This window comes from Paenibacillus sp. FW126-R14, from assembly GCF_058789495.1.
The window spans coordinates 197122-210933 of the sequence record NZ_JBYTBS010000006.1; the positions used below are offsets into that span (position 1 = coordinate 197122).

Genomic DNA, 13812 nt, shown 5'->3' on the forward strand with positions numbered 1-13812 from the left:
TGACTCATTCGTTTCTGCACATCCAGTATTACTATAGGATATGTTTATTTTTTTTGTTCGTCAACAACTTCGTAATCCGCATCTACAACATTTTCTCTGCCTTTAGGAGCTTCGCCAGCGCCAGCCGCGCCGCCTTCAGGACCTTGAGCGGCAGAAGCTTGCTCATACAGCTTCACGGAAAGCTGTTGAATCACTTCTGTAAGCTCTGCAGTTGCTGCTTTGATCGTTTCAAGATCGTTGCCTGCCAGAGCAGCTGTTACCTTCTCTTTGGCAGCATTGGCTTTATCGATCTCGCCTTGGTCAACTTTGTCGCCAAGATCTTTGATCGTTTTGTCAACGGAATATACAAGTTGGTCCGCTTCGTTGCGAGCTTCTACAAGCTCTTTGCGAGCGCGGTCTTCCTCAGCATGCGCTTCCGCGTCTTTCACCATTTGCTCAACTTCCGCATCGCTCAAGCCGCTGGAAGAAGTGATAGTGATTTTTTGGCTTTTGCCTGTTCCTTTATCCAAAGCGGATACGTTAACGATACCGTTGGCATCGATATCGAAGCTAACTTCGATTTGCGGCACGCCGCGCGGAGCCGGAGGAATATCGCCAAGCATGAAACGGCCCAGTGTTTTGTTGCCGCTAGCCATGGAGCGCTCACCTTGAAGTACGTGAATCTCAACGCTAGTTTGATTATCTGCATAAGTGGAGTACACTTGTGATTTCGTTGTAGGGATCGTCGTGTTGCGGTCGATCATTTTCGTGAACACGCCGCCTGCTGTTTCGATACCAAGGGAAAGCGGAGTTACGTCTAGAAGTACAACGTCTTTCACTTCACCTGTCAAAACGCCAGCTTGAACAGCTGCGCCAAGAGCAACGACTTCGTCCGGGTTAACGCCTTTGTGCGGATCTTTGCCTGTCAATTTTTTGATGGCTTCTACAACCGCAGGAATACGTGTGGATCCGCCGACAAGAACAACTTTGTCGATTTGGCTAGTGGAAAGCCCGGAATCCTGCAGCGCTTGACGTGTTGGTCCAAGTGTTCTTTCTACCAAATGAGCGGAAATCTCTTCGAATTTCGCGCGAGTCAAGTTAAGCTCCAAATGCTGAGGAACGCCGTCAGCTACCGTAATGAACGGAAGGGAAACCGTCGTTGTCAGTACGCCGGAAAGTTCTTTTTTCGCTTTTTCAGCAGCATCTTTCAAACGTTGGACAGCTGCTTTATCTTTGCTTAGGTCGATGCCTTGCTCTTTTTTGAACTCAGCTACGAGGTAATCAATGATGACTTGGTCAAAATCATCTCCGCCAAGCTTGTTGTCACCGCTTGTTGCTTTAACTTCGAAGAAGCCATCGCCAAGTTCAAGGATGGATACGTCAAACGTACCGCCCCCAAGGTCATAAACAAGAATCGTTTGATCTTCTGTTTTCTCCAAGCCGTAAGCAAGCGCTGCGGCAGTTGGCTCATTGACGATACGAAGTACTTCCAGACCAGCAATTTTACCAGCATCTTTAGTCGCTTGACGTTGGCTGTCGTTGAAGTAAGCTGGAACCGTGATAACCGCTTGTGTCACTGATTGACCAAGGTAAGCTTCTGCGTCAGCTTTCAGCTTTTGCAGGATAATCGCGGAAATCTCTTGCGGCGTGTAGTCTTTGCCGTCGATGTGTTCTTTGTGGTTCGTACCGATATGACGTTTGATCGAACTGATTGTTTTGTCAGGGTTTGTGATCGCTTGACGCTTAGCGGTTTCACCGACTACGCGCTCGCCGTCTTTTTTGAAACCGACAACGGAAGGCGTCGTACGGTTACCTTCAGGGTTAGGAATAACGACGGCTTCGCCGCCTTCCATTACTGCTACGCAAGAGTTTGTTGTACCTAAGTCAATACCAATAACTTTACTCATGTTAAAGCTTCCTCCTTTGTGCTCCTAGGGAACTGTGAATTCATTGGATATTTATCTAATAATAAATTCTAAACGCTAACTTTCACCATCGCCGGGCGAATGACTTTATCTTTGAGAATGTAGCCTTTTTGAAGCTCCTCAACGACAATGCCTTCTTCGTGCTCGTCGGATTCAACTTGCATCACAGCTTGGTGGAATTCCGGGTTAAACGGCTGACCTACAGCTTCGATCGGCTTAAGACCTTCGGTCGTCAGCACTTGATACATACCGCGGTACGTCATGTCCAAGCCTTTCGCCAATGCGTCGAAATCCTTCGCCTCTTTGCTTGATGCCAGCGCGCGATCGAAGTTGTCTACAATCGGCAGAAGCTGCTCAATCAATTTAAGCGAAGCGTATTTAGCGAAATCTTCCTTCTCCGCTCTGGCGCGGCGGCGGAAGTTGTCGAAGTCCGCTTGAACGCGTAATAAACGCTGATAGTTTTCTTCGGCTTGCATACGAGCCTTTTCCAGTTCGCCAGCTTCCTGGGAAGCGTCAGCTTGGGAGTCTTGAGCAACCGCATCTTCTTGGTTTTCAGCGATTTGCTCGTTATCGGCTGCGTATGTAGTGTTCACGTCTTGCTCATCTGTTTTGTTATCAGTACTCAATTGTCCTTCACCTCCTAAACATAATACACCAAAATTTCTATATCGTCAGTTTACCCAGCTTCAGCCTTCTTCAAAAGGCTGCTTCATCTTAATAACCGTATGAATACGCAGTACGGCGGCAGCAACCTCTCCTGCAGCCTGCAGCGCATGAATTTTCACATCCGCTGGGTCTACAATGCCGGCTTCGACGAAGTCCGTAACCTGCCCGGTGTCACAATCGATTCCGAGGCTGTCGGTTTCCAGCGCGATTTGCGCGGCTTTCAGCTCTTCCACCTTCTCAAGCGGATTGTAGCCCGCATTGACGACGATTTGAGCAAGCGGCTTGCGCAGTGCTCCCGCGACAGCGGCTACGCCGAAGCCCTCCATGCCCTTCATCGTTTCGCGAAGGCGCTCCAGATCGTGCGCAACCGCCATCTCCGCGGCGCCGCCTCCCGGCAAGTACCCGCCGCGCACGGCGGCTTGCACGGCCGAGGCGGCATCCTTCGCGATGCGCGACCGTTCATGCGCCGCTTCGCGCGTCGCCGCGCCAACGATCACGGTCACGTGCTGCTCGCCGTGACCGCCGGCTACGCGCACGCGCCCCAGCGCTTCGTCGTACGCGGCATAGCCCGCGCGGCCTAGCGCCGCGCCAAGCTCCGGCGCGCTCTTGCGCAGCGCCGTGCGCCGCACCGGCCGGGCGCCGGTGTGCTCGCTCAGGAGCTGCAAGTCCCTGCGGGACAAGCGCTGCAGCACGATAATGCCGTGGTCGGAGCAGAACTGCTCCGCCTCGGGGTCAACCCCGCGGTCGGAGGCAATCAGCCCGACGCCTAGCTCCAGCAGCGAGTCGAGCGAGCTGCGGAAGTGCTCTCTGAGCTGCATGTAGCGTCCGAAGCCTGCTTCCGTGACCAGCGATTCCTCGCTGACCGATTCAGGCTCCAAAGCGTCATGCAGCACAAGAATGCGGGCATCCCGGCGCTCCTGCTCGAGATGCAGGTTCATCGGCTTCTGGTTCAGCAGAATGCCGGTCCATACTTCGCTGTTCGCCTCTTCATGGGCGATCACGCTGTCAGCGAAGCGGTAGCCGTCTTCGCGAAGCTTCGCCTCGCCGACCGCTTCGGCGGCTTGAACGATGAGCCTAGCGATATCTCGCTGCTCTCGGCCCGCCGTGATGGCGATGCGCTTTAGCGCGGCATCACCCAAACCCGAGATCGTGCGGCTCCGGCGCTCCAAGCTTTCTACTGCCAGCTCGATGCCTTGCAGCATGCCGCTGACGACTTTGGCAACCGGAACGCCGCGCGTGACTTGGGCGACGCCTTCTTGCACCAGCGCGCCGGCAAGAACCGTTGCCGTCGTCGTTCCGTCGCCGATTTGCCGCTGCTGGCTTCGCGCAACCTGAATCATCAGTCTGGCTGCGGGATGGGTGACGTCCATCTTTTCCAAGATCGTGACACCGTCATTCGTGATGATCACTTCGCCCTGTCCGCCTACCAGCATGGTGTCAAGCCCTTTAGGGCCCAGGGTGCCCTCAACCGCAGAACAAATGGCTCTGACGGCTGATGCATTATTAACTAAGGTAGAGTAGCGTTCTTCGCCTTCGCTGTGTACCGTCTTCATACCGCTCATTTGCCGTACCAACGTCCCAGCACGTCTTCCATATGCTTAGATAAATGGTTCATTAAATTAATGACCCTGCCATATTCCATCCGCGTTGGCCCTAGAATGCCTATCGTACCCAGAGGCTGGCCGCCGATCGAATAGGAGGCCGTGATCAAGCTGCAATTATTGATCGCTTCAATACTATTTTCAGCACCGATTTTAATCTCAATGCCTTCATTGGATGGTGTAAATAATTTGATAAGCGTTGGCGCTTCCTCCAATAGATCAAAAATGCTTTTCACCTTGTCAACATCTTTAAACTCAGGCTGTGTCAGCATATTGGTCATACCGCTAAGGAATACACGGTCCTTATCATCGCTTTGCAGCACGCTTTCCACGACGGAAAGCAGCTCCTGATAGCCATTCACATATTTGCTCAGCTCGGTTGAAACTTCATTATACAGCCGGGACTTAAACTGAATCAGCGGCACATTTTTGAGTCTGGAGTTTAAAATATTAACGACCTTCTCAATTTCAGACATCCGTATGCCTTCAGGGATCGTCACTGTTTTATTCTCGACATGGCCCGTATTCAAAACGATAATCGCAACGGCTGTCGTTTCCGAGAGCGGGATAATTTGTAAATGCTTCAAGGTTGTGCTAAAAACTTCGGGACCGAGCACGATCGACGTGTAATTCGTCAGTGAGGAAAGCATTCCCGCGACGTGCTGAATGACCCCTTCCATCTCATGAATTCTTTCGGCGAAAGCGCCTTTCATCGAATTCAGATCGTTGTCAGCCAAAGTTCCGTGCTGCAGCAAGTGATCGACATAGTAACGATAACCTTTGTGCGAGGGAATACGTCCAGCGGACGTATGGGGCTGCTCCAAGTAACCCATCTCTTCGAGATCGGACATTTCATTACGGATTGTCGCCGGACTGAAACCGACATTCCCCCGCTTCGAAATACTTCTTGAACCGATTGGCTCTGCTGAACGAACATAATCATCTATGATAGCACTTAAAATCATGCGCTGGCGTTCCGTCAACATCAAGTACCCCTCCTCTTCACAAATCGCTCTATGATCACTTTCGTTAGCACTCGTATTTAGTGAGTGCTAAATCCTAATACAAAAATAACAGACCCTAAGGTCTGTTGTCAAGTCAATCCAATCGTTTAAGTACGGCGATTTCGTCGCAGCAATACTGTTTTTTGCAATGCATGCAATCTTTCCAAACCTTCTCCGGAAAAATCTCTTTTGGCACTAAGGAAAATCCGTTTTTTTGGAAAAAAGCAACCTCATACGTCAGGGCCATCACTTTCACAATTCCTTGGCTTCTTGCTTCTTCAACCAGGAAATTCACAAGCTTGCCGCCGATCCCTTGCCCTTTGTAACCAGGCGTCATCCCCAGCGAGCGGATCTCGACTAGATCCGGCCCAAGCTTCGTCAGGGAGCCGCAGCCAATGAGAAGGCCGTCGTGCTCGGCCACGACGAAGGAGTCGATCTGTTCCTCGAGCATCTCTTTGGTGCGCGGCAGCATAATGCCCTGCTTCGCATACCCTTGTATAATTTCATAAAGCTTATCGATATCGTTAATCGACGCTTTCCTCACGGACACTGTAGTTGATGAATTCACTGTCACCCCACCAATCGCAACAAAAATGCATAAAACCCACGCTAGCGTCCTCACGGCTTCACCGCTGAACAGCTTGTGGATTCATGTATAAATATACAACATCACGTATATTTGCACAAGGGATTTTTTGTATGATTCGGACAGCTCCTCATGAGTGGCCTAGGTGAGGAATGAAGCAAACACTTCATTGCCCAGCAGGATGCCGTGTTTGGACAATCGATACCCTTCCGGCGTTCGTTCCAGCAGCTTTTTCTGCTCCCAACCCTTTATGGTTTGACCAAAATGCGATTCAATGGTTTCCCCGAACTGTTCCTGGAAATCGGCTTTCCGAACGCCTTCCAACAGACGCAAGCCAACCATCATGAAATCTTCCATCGCTTCCTGCCGTGTGACTTCGAATTGCTCCATAATAGGCAAGCCCGTTTTTGTCGCCTCGATGTAAGGCTGAATCCCTTTCACATTCACATGGCGCTGTCTGTTCATATAGCCATGCGCCCCTGCACCTAGCCCGTAATAAGAGCGATTCCGCCAATACATCGTATTGTGCCTGCTCTCCCGGCCGGGCTTGGCAAAGTTGCTTATTTCATATTGTTTGTAACCCGCGGCTTCCAAACGCTTCATAATGAGCTCGTACATATCGACCTCTTCGTCTTCGCTTGGCAGCGGCAGCTGATTTTTGTTGAAGAGCGTATGAAACAGCGTGTTTTCTTCTACTTTTAAACTATAAATGGAATAATGCTGAAGATCGAGCGACAATGCCTCATCTAAGGTGGCATTCATAATATCGACGGTTTGTTTCGGCAGGCCGAACATTAAATCGATGGATAAGTTGTCAAATCCGAGCTTCTTGGCATTCGCAATGCTGCGATGCACATCGTCCGTATTATGAATGCGGCCGATCGCCGCCAGCAGCTCATTGTTAAAAGATTGCACGCCGAAGCTGATGCGGTTGACGCCGCCTTCTTTCATCACGGCAAGCTTATCTTCATCCGTCGTTCCCGGATTGGCCTCCATCGAGAATTCAACCTCGGCCGGATCTGCCGGGAAATAGGTGCGGACCATCCGCAAAAACCGCTCCATTTGATCGGGAAGCAGCACCGTCGGCGTGCCTCCGCCCACGAAAATCGTTTCTACTTTGGCCGGCGGGTTATTCCTTACGGTAAGCTCCATCTCCCGTTCCAGCGCATCTAAATATTCCATCACAGGCTGGCCTTTGAGCACATAGGAGTTAAAATCGCAATAATGGCATTTATTCGTGCAAAACGGGATATGAATATACACCGCTGTTGGAGCCGCATAAGTAACTAGCATAGGGGTATTTCCTTTCTATCAACTGATAAAAAGCCAAGGGACAGAGCACTCTGCCACCCCAGCTTCTTATTCATTCACTAACTATTCGTCTATTTTGAGAACCGCCATGAACGCTTCTTGCGGCACTTCAACGCTGCCGACCTGCTTCATGCGCTTTTTACCTTCTTTTTGCTTATCGAGCAATTTACGCTTACGCGAAATGTCACCGCCATAACACTTGGCAAGGACGTTTTTCCGCATCGCTTTTACCGTTTCACGGGCTACAATCTTTTGTCCGATTGCCGCTTGAATCGGCACTTCGAACATTTGGCGCGGAATCAAATCCTTCAGCTTATCGCAAATGATTTTGCCGCGGTTGTACGCCGAATCTTTGTGAACGATGAAGGACAAGGCATCAACCTGTTCGGAGTTGAGCAAAATGTCCATTTTCACGAGACTGGATCGCTTGTACCCGGATAACTCGTAATCAAAGGACGCGTAGCCCTTCGTTCTGGATTTCAGCATGTCGAAGAAATCATAAACGATTTCGGACAATGGGATGTCGTAAGTCAATGTGACGCGATTGGAATCCAAATACTCCATGTTCAAGTATTCGCCGCGCTTGCCTTGGCACAAGTCCATAATCGTCCCTACATAATCGTTCGGCACAATGACGGAAGCTTTGACGTAAGGCTCTTCAACGAAATCAATGCGCTGTGGATCCGGGTAATTCGATGGATTATCGATGTCCATGACATCCCCGTTCGTTAGGGTAATGCGATAAATAACGCTTGGCGCCGTTGTGATCAACGGAATGTTGAACTCACGTTCGATTCGTTCCTGAATGATTTCCATGTGGAGCAGTCCCAGGAATCCGCAGCGGAAGCCAAAACCTAGAGCTGTCGACGTTTCAGGCTCGAAACGTAGCGATGCGTCATTGAGCTCCAGTTTCTGCAGCGCTTCACGCAAATCATTGTAGTCGGTCGTTTCAATCGGATACAGTCCGCAGAATACCATCGGGTTGATCCGGCGGTAACCCGGCAGCGGTTCAGGCGCTTGGCGGTCCGCTTCGGTAACCGTGTCCCCGACGCGCGTATCTCCGACATTTTTGATGCCCGCTACGATAAAACCAACATCTCCGACCTCAAGCGACGGAACCGAGGACATTCTTGGCTTGAAAGCTCCAACCTCGATAACTTCAAAGGTTTTGTTCGTCGCCATCATTTTGATTTTGGAGCCTGCCTTGATCGAGCCGTCCACGACACGCACATAAACGATAACACCTTTGTATGCGTCGTAATGGGAGTCGAAAATCAGCGCTTTCAGCGGGTTGTCAGGATTGCCTTGCGGTGCGGGCACCTTCTGGCAAACTTGCTCGATGATCTCCTTGATTCCGATGCCGGCTTTGGCAGAGGCCAGAACCGCTTCGCTGGCATCAAGGCCGATCACGTCCTCAACTTCCTGCTTCACTTTATCCGGATCCGCACTCGGCAAATCGATTTTATTAATAACAGGTAAAATTTCTAAATTGTTTTCCAGAGCCAGATACACGTTAGCCAGCGTTTGCGCTTCAATCCCCTGCGCCGCATCGACGACCAGCAAAGCTCCTTCGCACGCCGCAAGACTTCGGGATACCTCATACGTAAAGTCGACGTGTCCCGGTGTATCGATCAGGTTGAGAATATAATCTACGCCGTCATCCGCACGGTAATTCAGCCTTACCGCCTGCAGCTTAATCGTAATTCCGCGTTCCCGCTCCAGATCCATTTGGTCAAGCACTTGCTCCTGCATCTCACGCGTCGACAAAGCTCCTGTATATTCCAAAATACGGTCGGCCAGTGTCGATTTACCGTGATCGATATGAGCGATAATTGAAAAGTTTCGAATTCTTGATTGTCTTTCGCGAATGTCAGTCATGCTAACGTATTAACCCCCACAACATGCAAATAATTTTCATTATAGCAGTTGTGGGAAGTTGCAGCAATGTACCCGCTATCCTTTCCCTAGTATAGCGTCAAATATTGACACAAACAGCTTGATGCCATGATGCGCAATAATTTGCAGCAGATCCCCGAGCTTGTTGCCCACATGATTCAGCGAATTGTCGTGGTCGGCTACGGGATCCGCTTTCTTTTCGGCCTCGGGCTTTGCGGTTGCCGCGGCTTTGGCTGCCGCATCGCCTTTCGGGGCCGGCGATGGCTTCGTAACGGTAGTGGCTGTGATATTGGCAGCAGCCGGCTTCACAGTTTCTTGAGCCGCTTTTCCTGAAGGCTGAGGACCTTGTATCCGTTCCATCCCGCTGGATGCCAAGCTGACACCGAACAAAATACAGAACAGCAGCAGCAATCCGAACAAGCCCACTTTGATATAAAACTGCCTCAGCTTCATGGAAAGGCCTCCTTCAATTCGCTTTTAAGATTGCTTCGGGTTTGCAACCGGCGCATCCACTTTTTTGGCGTTCAAAATCACTTCCGAAATGGCTTCCGCCAGCCAGTCCGTTGTCCGGTAGCACTCCTCCAGTGAGTTGTACGGACCGCCTACCTCGATCAATATGCTGTTTGGCGAAAAGTTCTGATTATATAGCCCGTTGCCTTCGCTTGCTTCCTTCGCATGAATCCCTTTGGAAATTCCAGGATGCTTGGCTTCCAGCACTTGATGAATCTTATTGGCGAATTCCTCATTCTTCTTCCAATTCGGATTTTTCCCGCCGACGATGAAATACACCTGTGCGTAATCCTTGCCGTCAATCGTGGCGGTTGTTTTATTTCGCGCAGCAGAATCGCGGTGGATATCGAAGTAATATTGTAAATCCGGATGTTGGGCTGCGGCTTCCTGGAGTGTTTTCAACGAGTACTTGTAGGAGTAAGGATATTCGAAGTTTTTAACCGTGCTCGGATACACCGTTTGGGAATGAACCGCGCCTATGCCGTCTTTCTCTAGATTTTGCGCTAAGCGCTGGCCGACTGAGATGATATTAACGGTATCGCTGTAAGCCTTGTCCGGGTTCGTAACCCCCTTAAGCTCTGGCAGGAAGGATTCATTGCTGTGCGTTTGGTAAATGAAAGCGACATTGTCACCTGCCGTTTTGGGCGGTTGTCCTACCGGATTTGCGATAGGCGCTGTCGTGCCTACGGGTGACGGCTCCAACGATGGTGAAGGAAGCGGATTTTTGGCCTCTGCTTCCAGATCGGAGGGATTGGGACTGTAATCGATCGGGTCGCTCGGATTGATGGCGCTCCCGCTTCCTTTGACCAAGACCGTCGTCTTATTGGCATCCATCCCAGGGACTTCGCTAGCTACCAAACTCTTTGGATCGCTCGGATTGATGTCCGTCAAGAATTGGAAAGCGAAATGAAAGACATTATGTTGAGAGAATGTGAATTTCTTCTGGTCTTTATTCAGATGAGGCACTTCCATGCCAAGCATATCGATAAAAAATTGATTCGTGACGGATGCGGCCAAGCTTTTCATAGACGAAACCGGCGAGGTGGTTTTGGCTTTGTTCTGAAAGTAGCCGCCGACGCCAATTAAAACGAAGATGGCTAAGGTTGCCGTGCTGAGAATAAAAAACGTTTTTCCGACGGAACTGGCGCTCTGAAACGTTTTTCGAACATGGCTGAGATTGAGTGTGGCTGATGTCCATTTCATAGTTTGATTCCTCCTAAACTATCTTAATTCAATCTATGAAACGGGCTTCGTCGATAGAACCTGAAACGATAGATTTTTTATGATAGAGGGAAGGTTGGGGATGAGAGTGTTGTTGCGGGGCCGATTCTATGGGTTAGTTGTACTGAGACGTCCTTTTTGGGCGTCTCGCTGTGATTCTCGCTTCTGCAAGGGAGGCTGGAATAAGTGACTGATATCCTTCAACGCCTGCTCAGGAAAACAAAAAAAAGAACCCCATCAGGGGTTCTCGGTCAATCAGATAGAGCTTTCTCGGTCAATCAGATAGAACTATGCCAGCGATTCGAAATCGAACGAGCCTTTGGCTACGATCGTGACTCCGCTTGTTTTGTTAAGAACAGTGGGACCGTTATATAGTTTGAGCAAGCTCTTGTCGCTCGATTTCTGTGCATTCTTGGCGGTTAGTCGGTTATGAACTTTCTTCATGTGCTTCAGCATAAAGAATCCTTCCTTTCACAATGGACTTGAGTGAAGACACGAGCTTCGCGTTTCGTTCCGATAACGCCATCATGACTTGATGATGGTGGCGCGGCGGAATATCCGTCCTTGTTTTGAAATGTATGGAGGAAACGATCGTCGGATGCAGCTTAACGCAATAAATATATTCGAATTCGCCGTCTTCTTTATCCTTGGCTCGGCCGAGGTAGATGTTCGTATTCTCGCCACGGTAGCATTCCGCTAAGTAGCTGGTAGGATCATTCACGTTGAAGCTGTGGTTGCTGCTCACCTGACCGGCGCGGCCAAACTGTTGCAAAGTGACACCGTCATCCAGCAGTTCGAACAGTGTAGCAGCGGTCACTTCTTGAAGCTCAATTATACCACAATTGGTATCAAATGTCTTATGGAATTTATCCAACACGCGGTCATAATCGACACTGGAGACGCTAAGCGAATCCAACGCATCGAACAGGAAACTGCGTATCGCATCGTTCTTTTTCATATCGGATAGTTTATAGCGTTTCTTATGTGCGGCAATGGAGCTCTTGATGGGATATAAATGAGGGCCTGCCAACTCTGCCAACTCCGCAACCTCTCTATCGTTCGACCGGTCATCGATGCGCAGCGCATGATAGCCTTCCAAGTAGTCCGGCAGCTCACCAACTATCGACAGGATAAGAAATGTCCTGCTGTGCCCTAACTCTCCTATGCAGAGTCCGATGAGCACTAAGAGATTCGCATAGGTCTGAGGGTGCTGAAAGTCCTCCCGCGTCAAAATGAGAAGGGCAAAATCCGCTTCCTCCAAATGTTCTTTGAGCATTTTCAATTTATGCTGGGATGCCGTTAGAACCCCCTGATTAATGACTGTGACATCGGCTGTGGATGTGAGTTGCGTTTGATAGAATTCAGCCCATAGCAAACTATCAAATGAACAGCCTATAAATATTTTCGGTTTCATTTGTCTCTCAGTCCTAACTCCTTCAGCATCCGTTTCACCGTATACGTGGCCGGTCCCAGTCCCGCCATCAAGCCCGAGGGATGATCCGCTTTATACGTAAGGGGTGTCAAGCCAAGCAGATCCGTGGCAATATGCAAGTCTTCTTTTTCCGGAATGAGAAAATAAGTTCTCTCCAGACCGATCTGCCCGATAAACAGACCCAGCTCCAGAATCACATTATCGCGAACTGTGCTGACGACCGCATCTCTTAACAGCGTTAAATCATTCGGTTGAAAAACAAAGATGGCAAAATCGCTTGCTCGAGCCTGCTTAATTAGCGGAGCTAGCGTCGTATGTGAAGGGGGGAATAACAGTTGGCTCCAAACCGTGACATCACAGGCATAATGGAGATTAGCTTGCAAAGCCTCTGCAACGTCAACGCTTTCAGCAGATGATCCGATAAACAGTCTTGCCAGAGGCGATCCGTTCACAGAATCACTCCCTTCATTAAGGATAGTCGTCAGTAACTTCGACGCCTCCCATCTTTTTCCTCCCAATCGCTGCTAAAATACGGCAAAAAAAAGAACTGTTCCCACGTATCGCCGCGGATCCAGTTCCCGATCAATTAATGTGTATATGCGGCCACGTTCTCCACGCTAACCGCATCGTGTAAAGCCGCATTCAAGCCGCTGGCAATAATATTGGCGATGTCCTCGATAAACTGATCGATTTCCTTCGGGGTGACCAGCAAATCGTGACCGACCGGGTTCAGCACTTCTTTGACGAGCTGCAGGCGCTCCTCCTCATGAATATTGTCCAGCAGTCCAAGTATTTGCCCGGTATTGCTCGTCTGCTCGCTGAAATGCTTATGCATCAGATCGAACGCATTATTCACAATCGTCGAGGCATACACGACGGTGGGAACCCCAATGGCGATTACAGGGATGCCAAGATTCTCTTTCGTTAAGCCTTTGCGCTTGTTCCCGATGCCAGAGCCCGGATGGATGCCTGTATCCGCTATTTGAATGGTTGTGTTTACCCGGTCCAAGGATCGGGAAGCCAAAGCATCGACGGCAATGATGAAATCCGGTTTGGATTGTTCGACAATCCCCAGTACGATATCGCTGCTCTCAATTCCCGTCGTCCCCAGAACGCCTGGCGCTACCGCACTGACCGGCCGATAACCGGGACTCACATCCTCAGGCATTAGTTCAAAGAAATGACGGGTAACCATCACATTGTCCACGACGAGGGGACCGAGCGCATCGGGTGTGACATTGGAATTGCCGAGCCCGATAATGAGCGCTTTCGCATGTTGCGGGATGCCGATCTCCCGCAGAAACAGCTCGAATTCTTGAGCCAGCTTCGTGGCTACACGGTCTTGCAGCTGGCTGTCTTTTTCCCGCAGAGCAGGAACTTCAATCGTTATATAATGTCCGAGAAGTTTGCCAAGGGCTCTTGAGCCTTCTTCGTTTTTCACATTGATTTTGGTAACGCGTATCCCGTTTTCACGGGTGGACTCCTGTTCAATGCCAGGAATCGGCTGCCCCTGATTAGCTGCATGAGCCATATCCCTAGCATCAAGCGCAAGATCCGTATGTGTTGTAAAAGAGCTTAAGTCCATAGAAGTTCCCCTTTCTCAGGTGCATTGCATCTCATAGTGTGTGTCGATTTAGAAGCCGTTATGCAAAAACGAAGACCACTGAAAACCTATTGACAG

The 13812-nt window shown here is 50.0% G+C and carries 13 protein-coding genes; all 13 read right to left on the reverse strand.

Translation table 11 applies throughout. The annotated features are described in order from the left end of the window. Positions 1 to 44: 44 nt before the first annotated feature. The 13 genes from dnaK to gpr all read right to left on the reverse strand — a co-directional run bounded on the left by dnaK (position 45) and on the right by gpr (position 13716). On the reverse strand, positions 45 to 1886 hold the full coding sequence (gene dnaK / locus AC3WRW_RS06600; protein WP_492545547.1) for a molecular chaperone DnaK: 1842 nt from the start codon (positions 1884 to 1886) through the stop codon (positions 45 to 47). Between the two features lie 68 nt (positions 1887 to 1954). After that, a complete protein-coding gene (gene grpE / locus AC3WRW_RS06605) occupies positions 1955 to 2530 on the reverse strand; it encodes a nucleotide exchange factor GrpE (protein WP_492545548.1) in 576 nt (191 codons plus the stop codon). A 60-nt stretch (positions 2531 to 2590) separates the two neighbouring features. Beyond that, entirely contained in the window at positions 2591 to 4132 is a 1542-nt protein-coding gene (locus AC3WRW_RS06610) for a TCP-1/cpn60 chaperonin family protein (RefSeq protein WP_492545549.1), read from the reverse strand. Next, positions 4129 to 5157, reverse strand: a complete 1029-nt coding sequence (gene hrcA, locus AC3WRW_RS06615) for a heat-inducible transcriptional repressor HrcA (RefSeq protein WP_492545550.1) — start codon at positions 5155 to 5157, stop codon at positions 4129 to 4131. The genes AC3WRW_RS06610 and hrcA overlap by 4 nt, the downstream gene beginning before the upstream one ends. A gap of 112 nt (positions 5158 to 5269) precedes the next feature. Continuing rightward, positions 5270 to 5743, reverse strand: a complete 474-nt coding sequence (locus AC3WRW_RS06620; RefSeq protein WP_492545551.1) for an N-acetyltransferase — start codon at positions 5741 to 5743, stop codon at positions 5270 to 5272. A 159-nt stretch (positions 5744 to 5902) separates the two neighbouring features. Further along, positions 5903 to 7054 (reverse strand): radical SAM family heme chaperone HemW, encoded by a 1152-nt coding sequence (gene hemW / locus AC3WRW_RS06625; protein ID WP_492545552.1) that lies wholly within the window; start codon positions 7052 to 7054, stop codon positions 5903 to 5905. 81 nt (positions 7055 to 7135) lie between these two features. Further along, a complete protein-coding gene (gene lepA / locus AC3WRW_RS06630; protein ID WP_492545553.1) occupies positions 7136 to 8950 on the reverse strand; it encodes a translation elongation factor 4 in 1815 nt (604 codons plus the stop codon). Positions 8951 to 9025: 75 nt separating this feature from the next. Beyond that, a complete protein-coding gene (locus AC3WRW_RS06635) occupies positions 9026 to 9421 on the reverse strand; it encodes a DUF3679 domain-containing protein (protein ID WP_492545554.1) in 396 nt (131 codons plus the stop codon). Positions 9422 to 9445: 24 nt separating this feature from the next. Then, the gene (spoIIP, locus tag AC3WRW_RS06640) at positions 9446 to 10681 is read right to left on the reverse strand and encodes a stage II sporulation protein P (RefSeq protein ID WP_492545555.1); all 1236 of its coding nucleotides are present in this window, start codon (positions 10679 to 10681) and stop codon (positions 9446 to 9448) included. 306 nt (positions 10682 to 10987) lie between these two features. Next, entirely contained in the window at positions 10988 to 11143 is a 156-nt protein-coding gene (locus AC3WRW_RS06645; protein ID WP_492545556.1) for a hypothetical protein, read from the reverse strand. Beyond that, complete coding sequence (locus AC3WRW_RS06650; protein WP_492545557.1) at positions 11127 to 12113, reverse strand: TIR domain-containing protein; 987 nt, start codon at positions 12111 to 12113, stop codon at positions 11127 to 11129. Before AC3WRW_RS06650 ends, AC3WRW_RS06645 begins: the two co-directional genes overlap by 17 nt. Beyond that, a complete protein-coding gene (locus AC3WRW_RS06655) occupies positions 12110 to 12583 on the reverse strand; it encodes a TIR domain-containing protein (RefSeq protein WP_492545558.1) in 474 nt (157 codons plus the stop codon). Before AC3WRW_RS06655 ends, AC3WRW_RS06650 begins: the two co-directional genes overlap by 4 nt. 134 nt (positions 12584 to 12717) lie before the next feature. Beyond that, a complete protein-coding gene (gene gpr / locus AC3WRW_RS06660) occupies positions 12718 to 13716 on the reverse strand; it encodes a GPR endopeptidase (protein ID WP_492545559.1) in 999 nt (332 codons plus the stop codon). Positions 13717 to 13812: the final 96 nt, after the last annotated feature.

What these genes read in the sequence shown, in the direction of transcription:
- dnaK (WP_492545547.1), bottom strand. Translation starts at nt 1,886, where the DNA reads ATGAGTAAAGTTATTGGTATTGACTTAGGTACAACAAACTCTTGCGTA.
- AC3WRW_RS06610 (WP_492545549.1), bottom strand. Translation starts at nt 4,132, where the DNA reads ATGAGCGGTATGAAGACGGTACACAGCGAAGGCGAAGAACGCTACTCT.
- hrcA (WP_492545550.1), bottom strand. Translation starts at nt 5,157, where the DNA reads ATGTTGACGGAACGCCAGCGCATGATTTTAAGTGCTATCATAGATGAT.
- hemW (WP_492545552.1), bottom strand. Translation starts at nt 7,054, where the DNA reads ATGCTAGTTACTTATGCGGCTCCAACAGCGGTGTATATTCATATCCCG.
- lepA (WP_492545553.1), bottom strand. Translation starts at nt 8,950, where the DNA reads ATGACTGACATTCGCGAAAGACAATCAAGAATTCGAAACTTTTCAATT.
- AC3WRW_RS06635 (WP_492545554.1), bottom strand. Translation starts at nt 9,421, where the DNA reads ATGAAGCTGAGGCAGTTTTATATCAAAGTGGGCTTGTTCGGATTGCTG.
- spoIIP (WP_492545555.1), bottom strand. Translation starts at nt 10,681, where the DNA reads ATGAAATGGACATCAGCCACACTCAATCTCAGCCATGTTCGAAAAACG.
- AC3WRW_RS06645 (WP_492545556.1), bottom strand. Translation starts at nt 11,143, where the DNA reads ATGAAGAAAGTTCATAACCGACTAACCGCCAAGAATGCACAGAAATCG.
- AC3WRW_RS06650 (WP_492545557.1), bottom strand. Translation starts at nt 12,113, where the DNA reads ATGAAACCGAAAATATTTATAGGCTGTTCATTTGATAGTTTGCTATGG.
- gpr (WP_492545559.1), bottom strand. Translation starts at nt 13,716, where the DNA reads ATGGACTTAAGCTCTTTTACAACACATACGGATCTTGCGCTTGATGCT.